Below are 20166 nucleotides of genomic sequence, written 5' to 3'. Positions count from 1 at the left end.
GGCCCCTGCCGGTACTGCCCTCGTACCCCTCGCTCACGTCCTGCCGCCCCTCGGTGACGTTCGGTCAGACCTGGCACCCGCTCCGGGAGTTACGGTGGAGCGCCCTTGCGGAGGACGATCCTACGTTTGCCGCCCGGGGGCACATCAAGGGTCTCATGTGGACAGGCGCGCGGGCGTGCGATGCCAGTCCCGCGGCAGCGACGGCACGGTCCAGGACCGATCCGGGCGCCAGTCCTCCCAGCCGTCGGCGAACGGCGCGCCCCAGGCACGGACCACCTCCACCGCCGACCGGCCGGCCTCCCGGACCCGCTCGGCCACCGGCGCGTCCATCAGCCCGTCCCGCTGGGCCTGCGCGAACTCGTCCTCGTCGCGCCAGTCCCAGGAACGGTCGGGATAGACGCACAGATCCAGGAAGTGGTCCTCCGAGTCCACCCCGCCGTCCCAACGGGCCAGCGGCTCCTCGAAGTTGACGTACCAGTTCTTGAAGCGCCAGCCCGGCTCCCAGAACAGCCACACCGACCACGGCTCACCGGGCCGGGCCAGCTTCAGCACACCGGTGCCGAGCCAGCGGCCCGGCACCACCCTCCGCGGCTTGGTGTAGCGCGTGCGCAGCGGCTCCTGGTGCGGGGGAGTGCCGTCGGCGAGCACGGGTCTGACGCACTGGGTGCCGGGGGCCAGCCACACCGCGAGCAGCTCCTCGTCGTCCCGGACGACGGTGACCGGACGGGCGATGTGGACACCCGGACCGCCGTTCTCCCGATACCGCCACAGGATCTGGTCCCCGGGCCGCCAGAACCCCGTCGCCCCGCCCGTCCCTACGCGCCTCACCGCTCCGCCGTCTGCCATGCACAGATATTAGGTGTCATGGGCATACGACGCTGCGGTACGCGTCACGGTTCTCGCGCCGGGCGCGAAACGTCACGGCCGTGTCATCCGCAGGACATCGAGCGCCTCGTCGAGCTGCTCGAGCGTGAGGTCGCCGCGCTCCACGTACCCGCCGTCGAGCACCGTCTCGCGGATCGTCCGGCGCTCGGCCAGCGCCCTCTTGGCGACCTTCGCGGCCTCCTCGTACCCGATGTACCTGTTCAGCGGGGTGACGACGGACGGCGAGGACTCGGCGTACTCGCGGGCGCGTTCGCGGTGGGCGACGATCCCGTCCACGGTCCGGTCGGCGAGCAGCCGCGACACGTTGGCGAGCAGCCGGACCGACTCCAGCACGTTCTTGGCGATGACCGGCAGCATCACGTTCAGCTCGAAGTTGCCGGCCGCGCCCGCCGTCGCCACGGTGGCGTCGTTCCCGACGACCTGCGCGGCGACCATCAGCACCGCCTCCGGGACCACCGGGTTGACCTTGCCCGGCATGATCGAGGACCCCGGCTGCAGGTCGGGCAGCGAGATCTCCGCCAGCCCGGTCCGCGGCCCCGAGGCCATCCACCGCAGATCGTTGGCGATCTTCGTCAGCCCCACGGCGATCGTCCGCAGCTGCCCGCTGGTCTCCACGACGCCGTCGCGCGCGCCCTGCGCCTCGAAGTGGTCGCGCGCCTCCGTCAGCGGCAGCCCGGTGACGGAGGCGACCTCCCCGATGACGGCCGCGGAGAAACCGGGCGGCGTGTTGATGCCCGTCCCCACCGCCGTTCCGCCCAGCGGCAGTTCGGCGAGCCGGGGCAGGGAGGCCGTCAGCCGCTCGACGCCGTACCGCACCTGCGCGGCGTACCCGCCGAACTCCTGCCCCAGGGTCACGGGCGTGGCGTCCATGAGGTGGGTGCGCCCCGACTTCACCACGTCGGAGAACTCCTCCGCCTTGCGCTCCAGGGCGGCGGCCAGGTGCTCCAGGGCGGGGATCAGGTCACGGGTGACGGCGGCGGTGGCGGCGATGTGGATCGACGACGGGAAGACGTCGTTGGACGACTGCGAGGCGTTCACGTGGTCGTTCGGGTGGACGTCCCGGCCCAGCCGCTCGGTCGCCAGGGTGGCGATCACCTCGTTGGCGTTCATGTTCGACGACGTCCCCGAACCCGTCTGGAACACGTCCACCGGGAAGTGCGCGTCCCACGCCCCCTCGGCCACCTCGGCGGCCGCCTCCTGGATCGCGCGGGCGATCTCCCCGTCGAGCACCCCCAGCCCGGCGTTCACCTTCGCGGCGGCCCCCTTGATCCGGGCCAGCGCCTCGATGTGGGCGCGCTCGAGGCGCTGCCCCGAGACGGGGAAGTTCTCGACGGCGCGCTGGGTCTGGGCCCGCCACTTGGCGTCCGCCGGGACGCGGACCTCGCCCATGGAGTCGTGCTCGATGCGGTATTCGGTCATACGGGGTACAGCGTGGGACGGGCCCCGGTTGTTCCGGCCGACGAGCCGTCCGGGGAGGCCCGTCCCGGTCGGAACCGGGAGGGAGGGGCGGGACGGCGGGCGCGAGACCCGCCGCCCCACGGCCCTACACCAGGCCGGGGCCCCGCACGGGGATGGTGGTGAACGTCGGCGCCGGGGCGGGATCCTGGAAGAAGTCGTTGCCCTTGTCGTCGACCACGATGAACGCCGGGAAGTCCTCGACCTCGATCTTCCAGACCGCCTCCATGCCGAGCTCCTCGTACTCGACGACCTCGACCTTCTTGATGCAGTCCTGGGCGAGCCGGGCGGCGGGGCCGCCGATGGAGCCGAGGTAGAAGCCGCCGTGGGTGCCGCACGCGTCGGTGACCTGCTTGCTGCGGTTGCCCTTGGCGAGCATGACCCGGGAGCCGCCGGCGGCCTGGAACTGCTCGACGTAGGAGTCCATGCGGCCGGCCGTCGTCGGGCCGAAGGAACCGGACGCGTAGCCCTCGGGGGTCTTCGCCGGGCCGGCGTAGTACACCGGGTGGTCCTTCAGGTACTGCGGCATCTCCTCACCGGCGTCGAGGCGTTCCTTGATCTTGGCGTGCGCGATGTCGCGGGCCACGACGAGCGGTCCGGACAGTGACAGCCGGGTCTTCACCGGGTACTTGGTCAGCTCGGCGAGGATCGTGTCCATCGGCTGGTTCAGGTCGATCCGCACCACGTCGGAGGACTCGTCCAGGTGCTCGTCCGTGGTCTCGGGCAGGAACCGCGCCGGGTCCGTCTCCAGCTGCTCCAGGAAGACGCCCTCGGCGGTGATCTTCGCGACGGCCTGGCGGTCGGCGGAGCACGACACGGCGATCGCGACCGGGCACGAGGCGCCGTGCCGCGGGAGCCGCACCACCCGCACGTCGTGGCAGAAGTACTTGCCGCCGAACTGCGCGCCGATCCCGATCCTCTGCGTCAGTTCGAAGACCTTCTCCTCCAGCTCCTTGTCCCGGAAGCCGTGCCCGAGCGGCGAGCCCTCGGCGGGGATCTCGTCGAGGTAGTGCGCGGAGGCGTACTTGGCGGTCTTGAGGGCGTACTCGGCGGAGGTGCCGCCGACCACGATCGCCAGGTGGTACGGCGGGCAGGCGGCCGTGCCGAGGGAGCGGATCTTCTCCTCCAGGAACTTCATCATGGAGGCCTCGTTGAGGACGGCCTTCGTCTCCTGGTAGAGGAAGGACTTGTTGGCGCTGCCGCCGCCCTTGGCCATGAAGAGGAACTTGTAGGCGCCGCCGTCGGCGGCGTACAGCTCGATCTGGGCCGGCAGGTTGGAGCCGGTGTTCTTCTCCTCCCACATGGTGAGGGGGGCCATCTGCGAGTAGCGCAGGTTGAGGTTGAGGTAGGCGTCGTAGATGCCGCGGCTGAGGGCCTCCTCGTCGCCGCCCTCGGTGAGGACGTGCTGGCCGCGCTTGCCCATGACGATGGCGGTGCCGGTGTCCTGGCACATGGGGAGCACGCCGGCGGCCGCGATGTTCGCGTTCTTCAGCAGGTCCAGCGCGACGAACTTGTCGTTGCCCGACGCCTCGGGGTCGTCGATGATCCGGCGCAGCTGCGCGAGGTGGGCCGGGCGCAGGTAGTGCTGGATGTCGTGGATCGCCTCCTCGGCGAGCTTGCGCAGCGCCTCCGGCTCCACCTTGAGGAACGTCCGCCCGTCGGCCTCGAAGGTGGAGACACCCTCGGAGGTCACCAGCCGGTAGGGGGTGGTGTCCTCTCCCATGGGGAGCAGATCGGTGTACGCGAACTCAGGCATGTCGCCCATTCCTCACTCGACAGACAGCGCGGCCGGCCTCCGTTGGCGGCGCCCACCAGGGTAGAACCTGCCGGCCGCGGCGAGCTTGTGAGGTAAGGCTCAGTCGGCCGTCGCCCCGCCGGCGAGGAGGGCTATCGCGATCTATCGTGTTTCGGTACGCTGCCGTCGTGGACCTTGAGAAGCAGAACGGACCGCGCGCCGCGGTGAGCGAGTTGCGTGCCTCGGACGCCGACCGCGACCGCATCGCCGACATCCTGCGCGAGGCTCTCGCCGAGGGGCGCCTGACGGCCGACGAGCACGCCGAGCGCGTCGAGGGCGTGCTGGCCGCGAAGACGGTCGGCGAGCTGGACGTGTTCGTGAGGGACCTGCCCGCCGCGCACCGGCCGCAGGTGTCGGCGCCCGTCCCGGCCCCCAACCGCCCGACGGCCGGGTCCGTCCCGGCCGACCCGGACGACACCCTGGTCGCGGTCCTCAGCGCCGCCGGCCGCAAGGGCCGCTGGCGCGCGGGCCGCCGCATCCACGCCTACGCGGTCCTCGGCAGCGTCGACATCGACCTGAGCGAGGCGGTCTTCGAGTACCGGCAGGTCGTCATCAAGGCGTTCGCGGTCTTCGGCAGCGTCGACATCCGCGTCCCGGAGAACGTGTCGCTGCGCGGCACCGGCGGCGGCGTCCTCGGCACCTTCGAGGTGCGCACCCTGGACTCGCCCGATCCCGACGCCCCCGTCGTCTACGTCGACGGCTGGTCCGTCCTCGGCAGCGTCGACGCCCGGCCCCGGCGCGGCAGGGTCGTCGCGGACATCCTCGACCGGGTCCACCGCCGGGTCGACCGGGTTCGGCGCAAGCACCTGGAGCACTGACGGCCGGGGGTGCGGCAGGTGGCGGAGGCGGCGGGCGGGAACTCAGTGCATAGGCGCACGCACAGCGGGTAGGCCTTGCTGCATCGTCTCTCGCTCGCGAAGCCGTCGTCAGGAGTAGACCGTGCTGCAATCGCCGCATTCGTCCCAGGTCGCTGTCGTGCCGGCCCAGCGGCTGCCGACGCGAGACAGGGACCAGGACGCGCCATGGCACACCGAAGCGGTGTGCCGGCGCGACGAGGCGGGCCTGTTCTTCGCCCCTTCCAAGGAGCCCACCGCGGCCCGCCTGTCCCGTGAGGAGGCGGCCAAGCGGGTCTGCGCCCGCTGTCCGGTCATGGTGGAGTGCCGCGAACACGCCCTGCTGCAACCGGAGCCCTACGGCGTCTGGGGCGGCCTGACCGCGGCGGAACGCCGGGTGGTCCTCGCCCGCCGCCGTCGCCGGGACGTGGAACTGAAGAAGACGGCCAGACCGGCGGACCGCATAGCGGCGGCCGGTTAGGGCCGACAGCGACCTTCACGGGAAAGGGCGCCCCCACCGCACCGGGGGCGCCCTTTCCGGCGGGACGGCCGCCGCACCCCTCGGGGTGCGGGGCCCGCCCGGCGTGCGGGCGGGACCGGTCGCGGCGGGCTCGCACGTGCCCGTGGTCCGCGGCCCCGTCCGGCGGGTGGCGGAGCTACTTCGCCCGGTCGAAGTCGATCGCGCTGTAGGCCCGCAGCTTGCTCAGGCGGTGCTCGGAGTCGATCCTGCGCACCGTCCCCGACTTCGACCGCATCACGATCGAGTCGGTGACCGCCGTCTCGGACCGGTACCGCACGCCCCGCAGCAGCTCGCCGTCCGTGATGCCGGTGGCGACGAAGAACACGTTCTCCCCGGTGACCAGGTCCTCGGTGGTCAGCACGCGGTCGAGGTCGTGCCCGGCGTCGACCGCCCGCTGCCGCTCCTCCTCGTCCTTCGGCCACAGCTTGCCCTGGATGGTGCCGCCCAGGCACTTCACGGCGCAGGCCGAGATGATGCCCTCCGGGGTGCCGCCGATGCCGAGGAGGAGGTCGACGCCGGTGCCTTCGCGCAGCGCGAGGATGGACCCGGCGACGTCACCGTCGGAGATGAGCTTGATGCGGGCGCCGGTCCGGCGGATCTCGTCGATGATCCCCTCGTGCCGCGGCCGGTCCAGGATGACGACGGTGACGTCCTCCGGGGTGGCCCGCTTGGCCTTGGCGACCCGGCGGATGTTCACCGCCACGGGGGCGTCGATGTCGACGAAGTCGGCGGCCTCGGGGCCGGTGACCAGCTTGTCCATGTAGAACACGGCGGACGGGTCGAACATGGCGCCGCGCTCGGTGGCCGCGAGGACGGCGATCGCGTTCGGCATGCCCTTGGCCGTCAGCGTGGTGCCGTCGATGGGGTCGACGGCGATGTCGACCTCGGGTCCGGTGCCGTCACCGACGCGCTCGCCGTTGAAGAGCATCGGGGCTTCGTCCTTCTCGCCCTCGCCGATGACGACGACGCCGTTCATCGAGACGGTGGAGACGAGGGTCCGCATCGCGCGCACCGCCGCGCCGTCGGCGCCGTTCTTGTCGCCGCGTCCCACCCAGCGGCCCGCCGCCATGGCGGCGGCTTCGGTCACCCTGACCAGTTCCAGGGCGAGGTTGCGGTCGGGAGCCTCGGAGGGGACATCGAGTTCGGACGGCAGATGATGATGCTCGGTCATCGGAGCGCACCTTTCTGATACGACGACGGCCGGATGAGGGTTCGGCTCGACTCTATCGTCAGTACGACAAAATGAGCAGGGGACCCCACGGATGAGCGGACCCGGCACCTGCGACGATAGGGGCGTGGCAGGTTCGAAAGGCAAGACGCAGACGGTCCGGGACATGGTGCTCTCGCTGGGCCTGATCATGGTCGCCGGTCTGGTGATGTACTTCTTCATCCCGCACGACGACAGTGCCGCCCCCGACGTGAAGCGGGTCGACTACCGCGTGGAGCTGCTGACGGCGCGCCGCGCGGCCTCGTACCCGGTGGCCGCGCCCGAGGGGCTGTCCCCGGACTGGAAGGCGACCTCGGTGCGCTTCGACGGCGCCGAGTTCGACGCCTGGCACCTCGGTTTCCACTCTCCCGACGGGGAGTACGTGACGGTGGAGCAGTCGACTCAGGAGCGCGCCCCGTTCATCGACGACGCGAGTCAGGGTTCCCATGAGACGAAGGTGACCGAGGACATCGCCGGCCGCACCTGGACCCGCTGGACCGGCGGCCGCTACGACGCCCTGGTGCTGGAGGGCACCGACGGCGCCACCACGGTCGTCGCGGGTACGGCGCCGTTCGCCCAGCTGGCCGAGATGGCGGGCGCCCTGAAGCTCGCGTGAGCCTCCCCGCCCGCGCTCCGTGTACGACGAAGGCACCCGGCGGATCCGCCGGGTGCCTTCGTCGTACACGGAGCGCGCCGCGTCCGGGGCGCCGGTCCTCGCGCCCCGGGGCGGGCGCCGCCTCTCGGGAGGGGCCTCGCGCCCGGGGGCGGTTCCCGCGTCTCAGACGGTGGTGAAGACCTGCTCGTACGACAGGCGCGGGGAGCGCGGGTAGGAGGCGCCCTCGCCCGGCTTGCCGATGTTGACGACGATCAGCGGGGCGTGGTCGTCGTCCAGGAACTCCTTGCGGACGCCCTCGGCGTCGAAGCCGGTCATCGGGCCGGCGGCGAGACCGGCGGCGCGGACGCCGACGATGAAGTAGGCGGCCTGGAGGGCGGCGTTCAGCGCGGCCGAGCCCTCGCGGACCGGGCGCTCGGCGAAGAAGGCGTCCTTGGCCTGCGGGAACGCCGGGAACAGGGTCGGCAGCTCCTCGTGGAACTCGTTGTCCGCGGAGAGGATCGCGACCAGCGGGGCGGTGGCCGTCTTGGCCCGGTTGCCCTCGGCCATGTGCCGCACGAGGCGCTCGCGGGCCTCGGGGGAGCGGACCAGGGTGACGCGCAGCGGGTTCTGGTTGAAGGCGGTGGGGCCGAACTTGACCAGGTCGTAGATCGCCTGGACCTGCTCCTCCGTCACCGGCTCGTCGGTGAAGGTGTTGGCGGTGTGGGCCTCGCGGAACAGCAGGTCCTGGGCGGCGGGGTCAAGAACGAGAGACATGGGGGATCTTCCTCGGGGTGGGCGTCGGTGGCCCGGCGCCGGGCCGGTTGACGTGCTCGACAGTACGCCAAAGAAATTCAACGTTCAACAAAAACTGAGGCGTCAGTGACCCGCCTCACACCCACCGTCGCCGGCCGGTCCGTCCGCCCCGGCCCGCGCCGCCGCCTACTCCTCCTCGGCGGCCCCCTCCTCCTCGGTGAGCGCCGCGTCCAGCCGGGCCCGCGCGCCCTCCAGCCAGCGCCGGCACACCTTGGCCAGCTCCTCCCCGCGCTCCCACAGGGCGAGGGACTCCTCCAGCGTCGTGCCCCCCGCCTCCAGGCGGCGCACCACCTCGATCAGCTCGTCGCGCGCCTGCTCGTACCCCGGCGCCTCGTCCGTCCTGCCCGTCATGCACCCATTCCCTGATCGTCGACTCGAACCGTGAACTCACCTGCGGCGACCCGCGCCCGGAGCGCCTCGTCCGCCGTCACCTCGCCCGGATCCCGGACCACGTGCCCGTCGGCCCTCTGCAGCACCGCGTACCCCCGCTTCAGCGTCGCCGCGGGGGAGAGGCCCACCACGCGCGCGTGCGTGTGCGCCAGCTCGGAGTCGGCGCGGTCCAGGAGGTGCCCGAGCGTCCGCCGCGAGCGGTCGACCAGCGAGGAGACGTGGTCCGCGCGCTCGTCGACCATCCGGTGCGGATCCCGCAGCGCCGGCCGGCCCAGCGCGTGGTCCAGCCCGCGCTCCTCGCGCTCCACGAACGCCTCCACGGACCTCCTCGCCCGGCCGCGCAGCGTCCGCACCCGCTCCAGCTCCTCGCCGACGTCCGGCACCACCTTCTTCGCCGCGTCGGTCGGCGTGGAGGCCCGCAGGTCGGCCACGTGGTCCAGCAGCGGATTGTCGGGCTCGTGCCCGATCGCCGACACCACCGGCGTACGGCAGGCCGCCACCGTCCGCACCAGCTGCTCGTCGGAGAACGGCAGCAGATCCTCCACGCTGCCGCCCCCGCGCGCGACGACGATCACGTCCACCTCCTCCAGGCCGTCCAGCTCCTTCACGGCCTGGACGACCTGCGCCACGGCGTGCACGCCCTGCACCGCGACGTTGCGCACCTCGAAGCGGACGGCGGGCCAGCGGCGCCGGGCGTTCTCCAGCACGTCCCGCTCCGCGGCCGAGGCCCGCCCGCACACCAGCCCGACCAGCTGCGGCAGGAAGGGCAGCGGCTTCTTCCGCTCGGCGGCGAAGAGGCCCTCGGCCGCCAGCGACCTCTTCAGCTGCTCCAGCCGCGCCAGCAGCTCCCCGACGCCCACGGGCCGTATCTCGACGGCCCGCAGCGACAGCTGCCCCCGCGGGGCGTACCACTCCGGCTTGGCGTGCACGACGACGCGGGCGCCCTCGCCGACGACGTCCGCGACCGCGTCGAAGACCTGCCGGAAGCAGGTCACGCTCACGGAGACGTCGTGCGACGGGTCGCGCAGCGTCAGGAACACGACGCCCGCGCCGGGACGCCGCGACAACTGGGTGATCTGCCCCTCGACCCACACCGCGCCGAGCCGCTCGATCCACCCGCCGATGAGCCGCGAGACCTCGCCGACGGGCAGCGGGGCCTCGGCGGACGTATTGACAGCCATGCCGCGAGAGTAGTGGCCGGCACCGACAACACCCCGCACGCGCACGGCCCGCCGGCCCGGACCCGTACGCGATCTCCACGCCTCCGCACCCGGCCTTACGATGGGACGCATGACCGCTTCGTCTGGCCGCCGTGTCCTGCTCGCCGCCCCCCGGGGCTACTGCGCGGGAGTGGACCGCGCCGTGATCGCCGTCGAGAAAGCCCTGGAGCAGTACGGCGCTCCCGTCTACGTCCGCCACGAGATCGTGCACAACAAGTACGTCGTGCAGACCCTGGAGAAGAAGGGCGCCGTCTTCGTCGAACGGACGGAGGAGGTCCCGCCGGGCAACATCGTCATGTTCTCGGCGCACGGCGTCGCCCCGGTCGTCCACGAGGAGGCCGAGCGCGGCCGGCTGGCCACCATCGACGCGACCTGCCCGCTCGTCACGAAGGTCCACAAGGAAGCCGTCCGCTTCGCCGCCGAGGACTACGACATCCTGCTGATCGGCCACGAGGGCCACGAGGAGGTCATCGGCACCTCCGGCGAGGCCCCCGACCACATCCAGCTCGTCGACGGGCCCGAGGACGTCGCCAAGGTCGAGGTCCGCGACCCCTCCAGGGTCGTCTGGCTGTCGCAGACCACCCTCTCCGTCGACGAGACGATGGAGACCGTCGACGCCCTCAAGGACAAGTTCCCGCAGCTCATCTCCCCGCCCAGCGACGACATCTGCTACGCCACGCAGAACCGTCAGCTCGCGGTGAAGCAGATGGGCGCCGAGGCCGAGCTGGTCATCGTCGTCGGCTCGCGCAACTCCTCGAACTCCAAGCGGCTCGTCGAGGTCGCCAAGCTCGCCGGTGCCCGCGCGGCCTACCTGGTGGACTTCGCGAGCGAGATCGACGAGGCGTGGCTGGAAGGGGTGACGACGGTCGGCGTCACCTCCGGTGCCTCCGTCCCCGAGATCCTCGTCGAGGAGGTCCTCGGCCGGCTCGCCGAGCACGGCTACGACGACGTGGAGCTGGTGAAGGCCGCCGACGAGCACATCGTCTTCTCGCTGCCCAAGGAACTCCGCCGCGACCTGCGCGAGGAGGCCGCCGCGCTGGTGGCCGGGCGGGGCGGGAGCGGCCCGGCGCCGACCTCGGGAGAGTGACGGTCCGTCCGCCGTCGTAACGTGGGGCCATGCAGATCTTCGGCGTGGACATCGGTGGATCCGGGATCAAGGGCGCCCCTGTGGACCTGGACAGGGGCGACCTCGCCCAGGAGCGCTTCAAGGTGCTCACCCCGCAACCGGCGACGCCCGACGGCGTGGCCGACGGCGTGCGGCAGGTGATCGAGAACTTCGGCTGGACGGGCCCGGTCGGCCTGACCTTCCCGGGCGTGGTCACCGGCGGCTCCACGATCCGCACGGCGGCCAACGTCGACAGGAGCTGGGTCGACACGGACGCGCGCGCCCTGTTCGGCGAGCGGCTGGGCGGACTGCCGGTGACGGTGGTCAACGACGCCGACGCGGCGGGTGTCGCCGAGGTCGCCTTCGGTGCCGGCCGCGACCGCCGGGGCACGGTCATCCTCCTCACCTTCGGCACCGGCATCGGCAGCGCCGTCTTCGTGGACGGGACCCTCGTCCCCAACACCGAGCTGGGCCACCTCGAACTGAACGGCCACGACGCCGAGAAGCGCGCCTCCAGCAAGGCCAGGGAGGACGGCGAGCTGACCTGGGAGCACTGGGCGCACCGCGTCCAGAAGTACCTCGCGCACGTCGAGATGCTCTTCTCGCCCGAGCTGTTCATCATCGGCGGCGGCGTCAGCCGCAAGTCCGAGAAGTTCCTGCACCACATCGAGGGCATCAAGGCCGAGATCGTCCCGGCGCAGCTCCAGAACAACGCGGGGATCGTCGGCGCGGCGATGCGGGCGGCGAAGGAGAGCCGCTAGCGGTCGGGGCGGCCCCGTCCGGCCCCGTCGCCGGGGAGGCCGGGGCCACGGCGGCCCGGGCAGGTCCCGTCCCCGAAGGTTGGGGGCCACGGTGGCCCGGACCGGCCCCGTCGCCGGGCCCGAGGGCCGGGGCGGCGGGGACCGGAGCCGACGACAGTCCGGGCCGGCCCTGCCCCCCCCGTGGTCGGAACCGTCGGCGGTTCGGGCCGGGGCCCGGTCGGCGGGTCCGGAACCAGGGGCCTGTCGGCCGGATCGGCCGAGTTCGCGGGGCCCGGCGCAGCCTCTCGCGGCATTGCCGCCGGTCGCCGGGGCTCCGGCCCGGCTCCTTGATCCTGCCCGCCCCGGCCTGGAGCGTTCTGGCCCGATCCGGCCTGGACCGTTCTGGTCCGGCTCGACTCGATCCGGCTCTACCTGAGCGGATCCGGCTCTACCTGAGCGGATCCGGCTCTACCTGAGCCGATCCGGCTCGGCCTGGTCCGGCCCGCCCGGACCGATCCGACCCGGGCTGACTCCGGCAGGTTCCGGCCGGTCCGTCCGGGCGAAAAGCCCGTCGGACACGACCTGGCGGCGGGTGGTGGCCCGTCGCCGGGCCACCAGGACCACCCGGCGCGCCAGCACGGTCAGCGCGGCCAGGAGCGTGCCGCCGTACAGCCAGCCCACCTGGGTGGCCAGGGCGGTGGCCAGTGCCATGAGCCGGGCGCCGAGTCCGTCGCCGTCCTCGGCCAGCGGCAGGACGCCCGCCGCGAAGGCGATCGGCACCACGACGGGTGCGGCGAGCAGTTCGGCCTGCCGCACCCACAGCCCGCACAGCACGCACACCGGCAGGAACAGCACGCCGTACGCCGTCTGCGAGGCGCCCAGCAGCAGGGCGAGCAGGCCGAGCGCCAGCATCAGCAGCACGCCGAACAGTCCGGTGCCCAGGCCGGTGAGCCGGGGACCGGGCAGCCGCCGGGCCGCCGCCGGGGGCGACACGGGTGCGCGGGCCGGCTTCGGGAGCCGCGGCGCACCGCCGGACCGCGGCGGCGCACCCGGACCCGAGCCGCGCGGCGCACCGGAGCGGGACCCGGGACCGGAGAGCTGTGGCGCGTCCTCCCGGCCGGCGCGCGCCGGCCCCTTCCCGCGGCGGGGGGTACCGGCCCGGCGGCGGCCGGCCCGGGGCGGCAGGGGCGGGCCGCCGCGTCGTGTTCCGTTCTGCGGGGGTCGCGTCCTGTGTTGCTCCACCGGACCAACCTAAGTCGGTTCATATGCCGAATCGGGCACGGGACACGCCGGAGGGGCGACCTTGGCCAAGCGTTCGACAGGTCCGCCGGGGCGGGCGCGGGCACGCCGTAAACTGGGGGATCGGCCAGCCCCCTGGCCCCCTGGCCCTCTCACTACGGGAAGTCGCAACGTGTCGCTCACGATCGGAATCGTCGGTCTGCCGAATGTCGGCAAGTCGACCCTGTTCAACGCCCTGACCAAGAACGACGTGCTGGCGGCCAACTACCCGTTCGCCACGATCGAGCCGAACGTGGGCGTCGTGGGCGTCCCCGACGCCCGGCTCACCAAGCTCGCGGAGATCTTCGGGTCGCAGCGGATCCTCCCGGCGACGGTCGACTTCGTCGACATCGCGGGCATCGTGCGCGGCGCGTCCGAGGGTGAGGGCCTGGGCAACAAGTTCCTGGCGAACATCCGCGAGTCCGACGCGATCTGCCAGGTCATCCGCGCCTTCAAGGACGAGAACGTCGTGCACGTCGACGGCAAGGTCTCGCCGAAGGACGACATCGAGACGATCAACACCGAGCTGATCCTCGCCGACCTCCAGACCGTCGAGAAGGTCCTGCCCCGGCTCCAGAAGGAGTCGCGGATCAAGAAGGACATCGGCCCGAAGGTGAAGGCCGTGGAGGAGGCCAAGGAGATCCTGGAGAGGGGCGACACGCTCTTCTCGCAGGGGATCGCCCAGGGCACCGAGCGCAGCGAACTGCTGCACGACCTGCACCTGCTCACCACCAAGCCCTTCCTCTACGTCTTCAACGTCGACGAGGACGAGCTGATGGACGAGGACTTCAAGGACGAGCAGCGCGCCCTGGTCGCCCCCGCCGAGGCGATCTTCCTCAACGCCAAGCTGGAGGCGGACCTCGCCGAACTCGACGAGGCGGACGCCATGGAGCTGCTGGAGTCGGTCGGCGCCGAGGAGCCGGGCCTGACCACCCTCGCCCGCGTCGGCTTCGACACCCTCGGCCTCCAGACCTACCTCACGGCAGGCCCCAAGGAGTCCCGCGCCTGGACGATCAAGAAGGGCGCCACCGCCCCCGAGGCCGCCGGCGTCATCCACACCGACTTCCAGAAGGGCTTCATCAAGGCGGAGGTCATCTCCTTCGCCGACCTGGTGGAGACCGGCTCGGTCGCCGAGGCCCGCGCCAAGGGCAAGGCCCGCATGGAGGGCAAGGACTACGTGATGCAGGACGGCGACGTGGTGGAGTTCCGCTTCAACGTCTGATTGGACGTGGACAAACGGCCTGACCTGCGAGAAAGCAGGTCAGGCCGTTGTGCTGTCCGCGGCAGTCCGCAGAGCCTGGAGCAGCTACGTGTCGTAGACCGTGGAGCGGTGTCCGACGTGGACGACCCACACCACCAGTTCCCCGTTGTCGATCGTGTAGACGACGCGGTAGTCGCCGACCCGTAGGCGGCGACGCTCGGGCTGGGACACGAGTGGGGTGGTGTCGAAACCGAAGGGGTCGCTTTCCAGCTCTGTCAGTTTGGCCAGGATGCGAAGCGCCATGTCACGCGGGATCTTGCGCAGCTCGGCCTGGGCCTCGGGCCGGAACACCGCGCGGTAGTCACTCACTGCGTGCCAGCGTCTCCCTCATCACGTCCTCGATCGGGACGCCGACGGCCGGGCTCGCCATGCGCTCGTCGATGATGCGGTTGATCTCGCGCTCTTCCCACTCCTGGTACTTGCGAAGCACCTCGATCGAGACCACGGCGGCGACCTGCTTGCCGCGACGGGTGATGACAGTGGGTACGTCGTCGCGGTCGGCCCGTTCGACGACTTCGGCCAGGTGAGCGCGCACGTCGCGGATGGACTCTATGGGCAGCGGCTGCGTCATGCGCTCAAGCGTACCGAGTGTGCCATGTGTACACCATCGCCCAAGGTGGGGCCGGGCCGAGCAGGGCTGGATGTACTGGACGACTTCCCACCGGGCTGGACGGGTGCTGGTGGTCGGCCCTGCTCGACAGACGGTTCGAGCATCGGCTCGAAGGCGGAGTTCTTCTCGTTCGGGTCGTGAGGGAGGAAACCGTCGGGGACGGTGCGAGCCGCTGTGGTGAGGAGGCGGGTCAGGACTTCCTGCCCGGTGGCCGAGGGGAGTCGGAGGGCGGCCATGAGGCGGTCGCGGACGGCGGGGTGGTCCGGGTGGTCGGCGAGGTGGTCGGCGTTGAGGGCCGGGGGGCGGATGCCGGCCAGGGCGTCGTGCCAGGACGGGAGGACGATGGCGAGGGTCAGGGCCTCGGCGAGGGACTCGGCGATGAGGGAGGCCCGGCCCTCGGAGTCGGTGTAGAGGACGGGGCGGGGGGCGCCGGGAACGGCCGGGCCGCAGAGGTAGTGGGTGCCGCCCGCGTTGCAGCCGGCGATGGGCTCCACCGGGAGGCCGTTGGGGAGGGCGATCGGGTCGATCGGGTCGGTACGGTCGAAGTCGAACTCACCGTCGCAGGCCAGGTAGGCGGCGGCCTCGCGATGCGCGGCGAGTCTGCGGAGCAGCACGTCGTCCGAGAGAGTGACCGGGTTGAGGGCTGTGATGATCGCAGGGGTGAGGGGACGCCCTGCGAGGACGTGGCGGACGGCGTCGAGGGGGACAGGGCGCTCGTAGTAGTCCGCGAAGTGAGCCTGTACGGCCTCGGGTGACCGGTCGGTGAGGAGATGGAAGAGGAAGTCGGAGCCATCCGGGTCCTCGCTGCCGGAGGGGAAGGAGACGGCCGGGCCGGTCCGCCAGGAGGTGTCGCCGGTCTCCCGCCACAGGCAGGCGGTGACGCGCGGGGCGTCGATGCCCTCGTCACGGAAGGCGGGTTCGTCCAGGATGGGGCGAAGCGCGGCGGGCACTCCATCGATGACGCCAGGCCAGACCTGCTCGTCGTTCGTCCCGTACGGGCTCATCTCCGACTCGTGGTCGAAGCCGCGTATGAGCACACCGGCCGGGGTGAAGTGGACGGAGAAGTCGTCCCCCGACCCGTTCACCATCAGGGCCGTTTCCTCACCAGGGCCTCGCGTGGCATCGAAGGTGTAGACGCAGAACCGTGGATCGTCGCCGATCGTGGCGTCCAGGACCGCCAACGCGTTCAGATGGGCGCGGAGTTCGGCAGGGCCGGGGAGGAGTGAGGCGACCTCGTGCACAGTGCTCATGGCGCCATGAAAGCAGCCGCCACCGACAGCCCGGCGCGGTCGCACGGTGGTCCTGGCAGACGCCCGTCGCGGAGAGGGATCGCGAGCACATCCAGGCAGCCTGCGGCAGGCAGGCTGTTCACGGCCGGCGAGGCCGCTGCGGTTACGGCCGGGTCCAGCCGTTGGCGAACTCGCATCGGAGGTCCGCCCAGCGGCGCTGTCCGGCGGGGATGTGGCTGGGGTAGCCGAGGCGTCCCACGCGCGGGACTCTTCGACCAGGTGCTCCCAGGGCGCGGTCCAGTCGAGTTCCCAGTCCAGTCCGGTGCCGGAGATGCCGTACGTGCTGCCGGCGTCCACGCACCAGAACTGGGAGCAGAGGATCACCTGGGCGTGGTCGGCGAGGTCGTCGATGACTTCGGTGAAGTGGGCCGAGGGCCAGCCCGGGGCGTCGTCCGCCGCGGTGGCTCGTAGGCGCACGGTGAGCGCCGGGACGACAGGTTTGCGGACGCCGAGTTCGGTCAGGGCCCAGCGGATGCCGTCGGGCTCGGTCCGGTCCGGTGGGGTCGCGCGTTCCAGGTAGGCGCGGCAGGCGCGGCACAGGGGCTCGACCGCGCCGTCGATCTCCAGGCTGCCAGGGCCATGGCCGCCCATTCGCGGACGGTCGGGTTGTCGCTGTCCAGCAGGCCGATGAGAGCGGGGCCGCAGCGTGGATCGCCCACCTCTTCGAAGACCTCGATGGCGGTCAGCCGACCGAAGCCGCCGAGGGAGGGCAGGCCGTTGATGACGGCGGGTATGGCGTCGGCGCCGATCCAGATCAGCTCCGCGCGGGCGTCGGAGGACTCGTCGGCCTTGCCGTCGAGCTGTTGGACGAGTGTCTCGATGTGGGAGGTCATGACGCGGAGTGGTCCCGGCGCCAGAAGGTGGGGAGCCACCAGCAGAGCACCGCGTGGTCGTCGGGCCACGGGGCGCGGTCCTCGGCCGCCCGGTCCTCGAAGGAGTCGCGTGTCAGGTCGATGGGACGCCAGGCGGGGTCGAGCGGCTCGTCCTCGGCGCAGGCGCCGAAGTCCTGGTAGTTGCGCTGGGCCTCGATCAGGGAGACCTTGTTCGCCCCGCCTGCCATGGTCGGCCGGCGGAACTGGCCCCCGTCGTCCTCCCAGAAGCAGACGGGCAGATCTCGTACGAGCCGGGCATCGCGCCCAGCACGCGGTGCCCGCAGCAGGGACAGGGGGAGGAGTCCCTCACCTGCGCAGTCTCGTTGCAGGTCCCGCCGGTGCGCCATGGATTTCTCTGCCTCGGCGTGCCCAGCCAGTCCGCAACCAGTCCGTGGGACACCCGTAAACGGCCGTCGGGTGCCAACGCCTGCCAACGAGGAAATCCCGGCTCAGAGCCCTGGGTGAGCCTCCGTCGCAGGTCAGGAGCGGGCCGCAGGCATTCCGCTTCAACGTCTGACGTCTCGTCGAGAACCGTGCCCGACCCGCCTGTTGGCGGGTCGGGCGCAGGCGTCTGCGCGTGTGGAGTCTTTGCCCCGCGATGCGGGGCAGCGGCAGGTCCGGTCGGCGTCAGGTCGCCTCAGACCTTGACGACCTCCACGGAGGGGCCGCACAGGAGTGTCAGATCCTCGGGGTCGGACGTGAGGACCGTGACCGGCCGAGATGCGTTGCGGGCGATGACGGCGAAGGCGGCATCGATGGCGTACTTGTGGCCGTGGAGGTGATGGGTGCGCAGAAGCGCGGCGGCCTGGTCGGTGATCTCCTTGGTGACGTCGTGAACGTCGACGCGGGAGAGGATCCACTTGACGCGGGCCGGGTGGATGCGCTCGTAGTCGGCCTCAAGAGTGGTCATGGCACTGGTGGCGACGCGGATGCCCTCTTCCGACGCCGCTTGTACCAGAGCCACGACGGTACGGTCCTTGCGGTAGAGCTTCGAGAGGCCTTCGCTGTCGAGCAGGAGGGTGCCGGGCATCAGGCGGCGGCCCCGCCGGCCTGTCGGTGGTCGTGGCGCAGCAGTGCCCGGGCGGCCTCGACCTCCTCGCGAGTGAGAGCTTCGTTGTCGGTCTCGAAGTCGGCGACGATCTCCCGCAGCTTGTCCATGGCGACTCTCTGTTCGAGGGCCTCGGCGACGTAGGCGGAGAAGCCGCCCGGGCCGACGTGGGTGCGTACGGCCTCGGCGAGGTCCTCGGGCAGGCTGATCGAGTACTTCCTGCTACCGCTCATGACGCCGATCCTACCAGTGGTGGTAAGGCTTCGTGAGGCGAACGGCCCATGGACAGATTGGACGCAGTGGCGTCGGCGGGGGGATGGGGATCGACGTTCCACGGGCCGGGCTGGTCCGTGGCGAAGTCCAACCCGCTCAGCGAGAAGCCATCCCTTCAGGGCCGGAGGAGTCACCAGGGTTCGCAGGCGTCGCCGAGTCGGGCGACGCACGCTGAAGTGAGTGCGATCCGCTCCGCGAGGTGATCCGATGCGCCGCATCTTTTCCGCCGGTGCGCATCTCTCCTGGCGCCGGCGCTCGCAGGGGTGAGCGGCTGTGGCTCCTCCGGTGAGGAGAAGGGGGTCCGGCTCCTCGGGGTCGGGCCCTTGGTCTTTCCCGTGCCGGGACGGGATGGTGGGGAACGCCCGTGCCGGGGCGCGCACCCTGCGGTACGTGTCGAGAAACAAGCGGCTCGTCGCTGCGGAGCTGCCCGTGTCGCCGCGTCCGTCCAAGGACCGCCGCTATCGGGTGGCCGACCCCTACCTGCGGTTCTGGCTGCACCTGCTCGGCCCGTCCATGGAGGAGATCGAACGAGGACGGGGTGACACGGCCCTGGCGCGCATCCGGGAGAGCTGGACCAGCCGGCGTGGCCGGGCTGTCGAACCGGTCGTCCGCGAGGCCCTGGCACGGATGCTGCCCGACGACCGGCTGCCCGCGGCCCTCGCGGTGGGCGGCTACTGGACCCGCCCCAACGACGTCGAGATCGACATCGTGGGGGCGGACCGCGCCCCCGTCGCCGGGCGGCTGTTCTTCGTCGGCTCGGTCAAGTGGCTGGAGCGGTCGCCCTTCGACCGGCACGACCTGGCGGCTCTCCACCGCCACCGAGCCGCCCTCACCGACGAACCCGTTCCCGTCGTGGCGGTCTCGCGCGGCGGAGTCGACCGTCCGGGGCTCGACGCCGCCTACGGCCCCGACGACCTGCTGACCGCCTGGCCGCTGTGAGGGGCGGACGGCAGGCCGGGTACGGGAATCGGTGAGCGCGATCAGGTCGCGGACGTCGCGGAGAGGTCCACCAGGCCTCGGCCCGCAGCCCGGACCGTTGTGCGGCGTTGGTGATCCCGGCCTCACCCCCGCCGGACCGATGCCGGGACAGCCGATCGCCCGTCAGTCGTTCTCCCCCGAACGGCACCGGGAGCGGCACGTCATCGGGTACCACTCGAGGGAGAGGCCGGGTCATGTCGATCACCGCGGGTGAAGCCCGCAAGGAACGGGTTCCGCTTCCGTCGCCCCCTGCGGCTGCTTTCGCGCGGCGGGCGGACCTCAGCCCCTGACGGCCTCCGCGATCTGCAGGGCGGCCCGGGCGGGCGTGAGGTGCGTGGTGTCGACGACCTCGGCCTCGGCGTGCAGCCACGTGCGGGCTGCCTCGGCGTAGGGCTCGAGGTACCGGAGGCGGAACGGGGAGGGGCCGAGGACCGTGTCCCCCTCGATGCGTCCGCGGAGGGTGTCCTGGTCGGCGTGGAGAACGAAGTGCCGTACCGGAACGCCGTGTCGGGCGAGGCCGGTGCTGATCTCGCGCCAGTACTGCTCGACGAGGACGGTCATGGGCACCACCAGGGTGCCGCCGGTGTAGTCGAGAACACGGCGGGCGGTCTCGACGACGAGCGGCCGCCACGGAGGCCAGTGCTGGAAGTTGTCCGTCTCGGGCAGTGCCGGCGTGATGTCCATGAGTGTCTCGCCGACTTTCTCGGCGTCGAACACGCGTGAATTCGGGATCGATCGCTGCACGAGGGCACTGGTCGTCGTCTTGCCCACGCCGTGGGTCCCGTTGAGCCATACGATCACGGGACCCAACGGTAGCGCCCCGCGACGAGGGCTCGGCCACGCCGCCCGGCCGGCCTCGCCGTTCACGTCGACGCCGGGACGCCCTCACCCGCCTCGCCACACGGGAACGCTCGGGAGCAGGGGCTCGTACGGCAGGTGATCGTCGTGGTGAGGGCGACGGCCTCCGGTGGGCGTCCCCGCCGCCCGGATCGTCACGTT

At 71.7% G+C, this 20166-nt stretch carries 22 protein-coding genes and 1 pseudogene; 7 read left to right on the top strand and 16 right to left on the bottom strand.

The window, feature by feature from the left end; translation table 11 throughout:
* Positions 1-153 precede the first annotated feature (153 nt).
* The 3 genes from fomD to ACZ5FU_RS03055 all read right to left on the bottom strand — a co-directional run bounded on the left by fomD (position 154) and on the right by ACZ5FU_RS03055 (position 4096).
* Complete coding sequence (gene fomD / locus ACZ5FU_RS03065) at positions 154-846, bottom strand: cytidylyl-2-hydroxypropylphosphonate hydrolase (protein ID WP_469044309.1); 693 nt, start codon at positions 844-846, stop codon at positions 154-156.
* 72 nt (positions 847-918) lie between these two features.
* Positions 919-2304 carry a class II fumarate hydratase gene (locus ACZ5FU_RS03060; protein ID WP_451525363.1) on the bottom strand — a complete coding sequence of 462 codons (1386 nt, stop codon included), beginning with the start codon at positions 2302-2304 and terminating at the stop codon, positions 919-921.
* Positions 2305-2428: 124 nt separating this feature from the next.
* The gene (locus ACZ5FU_RS03055) at positions 2429-4096 is read right to left on the bottom strand and encodes a fumarate hydratase (protein WP_451525364.1); all 1668 of its coding nucleotides are present in this window, start codon (positions 4094-4096) and stop codon (positions 2429-2431) included.
* Between the two features lie 167 nt (positions 4097-4263).
* On the opposite strand from ACZ5FU_RS03055, the gene ACZ5FU_RS03050 reads away from it, so the two are divergent.
* Entirely contained in the window at positions 4264-4953 is a 690-nt protein-coding gene (locus ACZ5FU_RS03050; RefSeq protein WP_469044307.1) for a DUF1707 SHOCT-like domain-containing protein, read from the top strand.
* A 121-nt stretch (positions 4954-5074) separates the two neighbouring features.
* Positions 5075-5449, top strand: a complete 375-nt coding sequence (locus ACZ5FU_RS03045) for a WhiB family transcriptional regulator (protein ID WP_451525366.1) — start codon at positions 5075-5077, stop codon at positions 5447-5449.
* A gap of 175 nt (positions 5450-5624) precedes the next feature.
* On the opposite strand, the gene glpX is transcribed toward ACZ5FU_RS03045, so the two are convergent.
* Positions 5625-6659 (bottom strand): class II fructose-bisphosphatase, encoded by a 1035-nt coding sequence (glpX, locus tag ACZ5FU_RS03040; protein WP_451525367.1) that lies wholly within the window; start codon positions 6657-6659, stop codon positions 5625-5627.
* Positions 6660-6783: 124 nt separating this feature from the next.
* Here glpX and ACZ5FU_RS03035 point away from each other — a divergent pair, with 124 nt between their 5' ends.
* Positions 6784-7311 carry a DUF4245 domain-containing protein gene (locus tag ACZ5FU_RS03035; RefSeq protein WP_451525368.1) on the top strand — a complete coding sequence of 176 codons (528 nt, stop codon included), beginning with the start codon at positions 6784-6786 and terminating at the stop codon, positions 7309-7311.
* A gap of 162 nt (positions 7312-7473) precedes the next feature.
* On the opposite strand, the gene ACZ5FU_RS03030 is transcribed toward ACZ5FU_RS03035, so the two are convergent.
* From ACZ5FU_RS03030 to xseA, 3 genes are all read right to left on the bottom strand, one after another.
* The gene (locus tag ACZ5FU_RS03030) at positions 7474-8064 is read right to left on the bottom strand and encodes a malonic semialdehyde reductase (protein WP_451525369.1); all 591 of its coding nucleotides are present in this window, start codon (positions 8062-8064) and stop codon (positions 7474-7476) included.
* Positions 8065-8229: 165 nt separating this feature from the next.
* Entirely contained in the window at positions 8230-8454 is a 225-nt protein-coding gene (locus ACZ5FU_RS03025) for an exodeoxyribonuclease VII small subunit (protein WP_451525370.1), read from the bottom strand.
* The gene (gene xseA, locus ACZ5FU_RS03020; protein WP_451525371.1) at positions 8451-9674 is read right to left on the bottom strand and encodes an exodeoxyribonuclease VII large subunit; all 1224 of its coding nucleotides are present in this window, start codon (positions 9672-9674) and stop codon (positions 8451-8453) included. The genes ACZ5FU_RS03025 and xseA overlap by 4 nt, the downstream gene beginning before the upstream one ends.
* 100 nt (positions 9675-9774) lie before the next feature.
* Between xseA and ACZ5FU_RS03015 the strand changes: the two genes are divergently transcribed.
* Positions 9775-10800: a 4-hydroxy-3-methylbut-2-enyl diphosphate reductase gene (locus ACZ5FU_RS03015; protein WP_451525372.1), complete on the top strand. Its 1026-nt coding sequence runs from the start codon at positions 9775-9777 to the stop codon at positions 10798-10800.
* 29 nt (positions 10801-10829) lie between these two features.
* Entirely contained in the window at positions 10830-11579 is a 750-nt protein-coding gene (gene ppgK, locus ACZ5FU_RS03010; protein WP_451525373.1) for a polyphosphate--glucose phosphotransferase, read from the top strand.
* Between the two features lie 447 nt (positions 11580-12026).
* On the opposite strand, the gene ACZ5FU_RS03005 is transcribed toward ppgK, so the two are convergent.
* Positions 12027-12551: a DUF6542 domain-containing protein gene (locus ACZ5FU_RS03005; RefSeq protein ID WP_469044305.1), complete on the bottom strand. Its 525-nt coding sequence runs from the start codon at positions 12549-12551 to the stop codon at positions 12027-12029.
* A 418-nt stretch (positions 12552-12969) separates the two neighbouring features.
* On the opposite strand from ACZ5FU_RS03005, the gene ychF reads away from it, so the two are divergent.
* Positions 12970-14058 carry a redox-regulated ATPase YchF gene (gene ychF, locus ACZ5FU_RS03000; protein ID WP_451525375.1) on the top strand — a complete coding sequence of 363 codons (1089 nt, stop codon included), beginning with the start codon at positions 12970-12972 and terminating at the stop codon, positions 14056-14058.
* A gap of 84 nt (positions 14059-14142) precedes the next feature.
* Here ychF and ACZ5FU_RS02995 read toward each other — a convergent pair whose 3' ends face one another.
* The 7 genes from ACZ5FU_RS02995 to ACZ5FU_RS02965 all read right to left on the bottom strand — a co-directional run bounded on the left by ACZ5FU_RS02995 (position 14143) and on the right by ACZ5FU_RS02965 (position 18149).
* Positions 14143-14406, bottom strand: a complete 264-nt coding sequence (locus ACZ5FU_RS02995) for a type II toxin-antitoxin system RelE family toxin (protein WP_451525376.1) — start codon at positions 14404-14406, stop codon at positions 14143-14145.
* A complete protein-coding gene (locus ACZ5FU_RS02990) occupies positions 14399-14668 on the bottom strand; it encodes a type II toxin-antitoxin system Phd/YefM family antitoxin (protein ID WP_030774626.1) in 270 nt (89 codons plus the stop codon). The genes ACZ5FU_RS02995 and ACZ5FU_RS02990 overlap by 8 nt, the downstream gene beginning before the upstream one ends.
* On the bottom strand, positions 14665-15957 hold the full coding sequence (locus ACZ5FU_RS02985) for a hypothetical protein (protein WP_451525377.1): 1293 nt from the start codon (positions 15955-15957) through the stop codon (positions 14665-14667). The genes ACZ5FU_RS02990 and ACZ5FU_RS02985 overlap by 4 nt, the downstream gene beginning before the upstream one ends.
* A 497-nt stretch (positions 15958-16454) precedes the next feature.
* Positions 16455-16829, bottom strand: a complete 375-nt coding sequence (locus ACZ5FU_RS02980; protein ID WP_451525378.1) for a HEAT repeat domain-containing protein — start codon at positions 16827-16829, stop codon at positions 16455-16457.
* Positions 16826-17215, bottom strand: a complete 390-nt coding sequence (locus ACZ5FU_RS02975; RefSeq protein ID WP_451525379.1) for a CPCC family cysteine-rich protein — start codon at positions 17213-17215, stop codon at positions 16826-16828. Before ACZ5FU_RS02975 ends, ACZ5FU_RS02980 begins: the two co-directional genes overlap by 4 nt.
* Positions 17216-17505: 290 nt before the next feature.
* Positions 17506-17898, bottom strand: a complete 393-nt coding sequence (locus tag ACZ5FU_RS02970) for a DNA-binding protein (protein ID WP_451525380.1) — start codon at positions 17896-17898, stop codon at positions 17506-17508.
* The gene (locus tag ACZ5FU_RS02965; protein WP_451525381.1) at positions 17898-18149 is read right to left on the bottom strand and encodes a hypothetical protein; all 252 of its coding nucleotides are present in this window, start codon (positions 18147-18149) and stop codon (positions 17898-17900) included. Before ACZ5FU_RS02965 ends, ACZ5FU_RS02970 begins: the two co-directional genes overlap by 1 nt.
* Before the next feature lie 439 nt (positions 18150-18588).
* Here ACZ5FU_RS02965 and ACZ5FU_RS02960 point away from each other — a divergent pair.
* Positions 18589-19128, top strand: a pseudogene (locus ACZ5FU_RS02960) (DUF234 domain-containing protein); the annotation flags it as partial.
* Positions 19129-19446: 318 nt separating this feature from the next.
* Here ACZ5FU_RS02960 and ACZ5FU_RS02955 read toward each other — a convergent pair.
* Positions 19447-19968, bottom strand: coding sequence for an AAA family ATPase (locus tag ACZ5FU_RS02955; RefSeq protein ID WP_451525382.1), 522 nt, complete (start codon positions 19966-19968; stop codon positions 19447-19449).
* Positions 19969-20166 lie beyond the last annotated feature (198 nt).

This window comes from Streptomyces sp. NPDC031554, from assembly GCF_055580685.1.
This window is presented reverse-complemented; position numbering and strand designations above follow the sequence as displayed.

What these genes read in the sequence shown, in the direction of transcription:
- ACZ5FU_RS02980 (WP_451525378.1), bottom strand. Translation starts at nt 16,829, where the DNA reads ATGACCTCCCACATCGAGACACTCGTCCAACAGCTCGACGGCAAGGCC.
- ACZ5FU_RS03060 (WP_451525363.1), bottom strand. Translation starts at nt 2,304, where the DNA reads ATGACCGAATACCGCATCGAGCACGACTCCATGGGCGAGGTCCGCGTC.
- ACZ5FU_RS02965 (WP_451525381.1), bottom strand. Translation starts at nt 18,149, where the DNA reads ATGAGCGGTAGCAGGAAGTACTCGATCAGCCTGCCCGAGGACCTCGCC.
- ACZ5FU_RS03055 (WP_451525364.1), bottom strand. Translation starts at nt 4,096, where the DNA reads ATGCCTGAGTTCGCGTACACCGATCTGCTCCCCATGGGAGAGGACACC.
- ACZ5FU_RS03030 (WP_451525369.1), bottom strand. Translation starts at nt 8,064, where the DNA reads ATGTCTCTCGTTCTTGACCCCGCCGCCCAGGACCTGCTGTTCCGCGAG.
- ACZ5FU_RS02985 (WP_451525377.1), bottom strand. Translation starts at nt 15,957, where the DNA reads ATGAGCACTGTGCACGAGGTCGCCTCACTCCTCCCCGGCCCTGCCGAA.
- fomD (WP_469044309.1), bottom strand. Translation starts at nt 846, where the DNA reads ATGGCAGACGGCGGAGCGGTGAGGCGCGTAGGGACGGGCGGGGCGACG.
- ACZ5FU_RS02990 (WP_030774626.1), bottom strand. Translation starts at nt 14,668, where the DNA reads ATGACGCAGCCGCTGCCCATAGAGTCCATCCGCGACGTGCGCGCTCAC.
- ACZ5FU_RS03025 (WP_451525370.1), bottom strand. Translation starts at nt 8,454, where the DNA reads ATGACGGGCAGGACGGACGAGGCGCCGGGGTACGAGCAGGCGCGCGAC.
- ACZ5FU_RS02975 (WP_451525379.1), bottom strand. Translation starts at nt 17,215, where the DNA reads ATGGCGCACCGGCGGGACCTGCAACGAGACTGCGCAGGTGAGGGACTC.
- ACZ5FU_RS02970 (WP_451525380.1), bottom strand. Translation starts at nt 17,898, where the DNA reads ATGCCCGGCACCCTCCTGCTCGACAGCGAAGGCCTCTCGAAGCTCTAC.
- ACZ5FU_RS03015 (WP_451525372.1), top strand. Translation starts at nt 9,775, where the DNA reads ATGGGACGCATGACCGCTTCGTCTGGCCGCCGTGTCCTGCTCGCCGCC.
- xseA (WP_451525371.1), bottom strand. Translation starts at nt 9,674, where the DNA reads ATGGCTGTCAATACGTCCGCCGAGGCCCCGCTGCCCGTCGGCGAGGTC.
- ppgK (WP_451525373.1), top strand. Translation starts at nt 10,830, where the DNA reads ATGCAGATCTTCGGCGTGGACATCGGTGGATCCGGGATCAAGGGCGCC.
- glpX (WP_451525367.1), bottom strand. Translation starts at nt 6,659, where the DNA reads ATGACCGAGCATCATCATCTGCCGTCCGAACTCGATGTCCCCTCCGAG.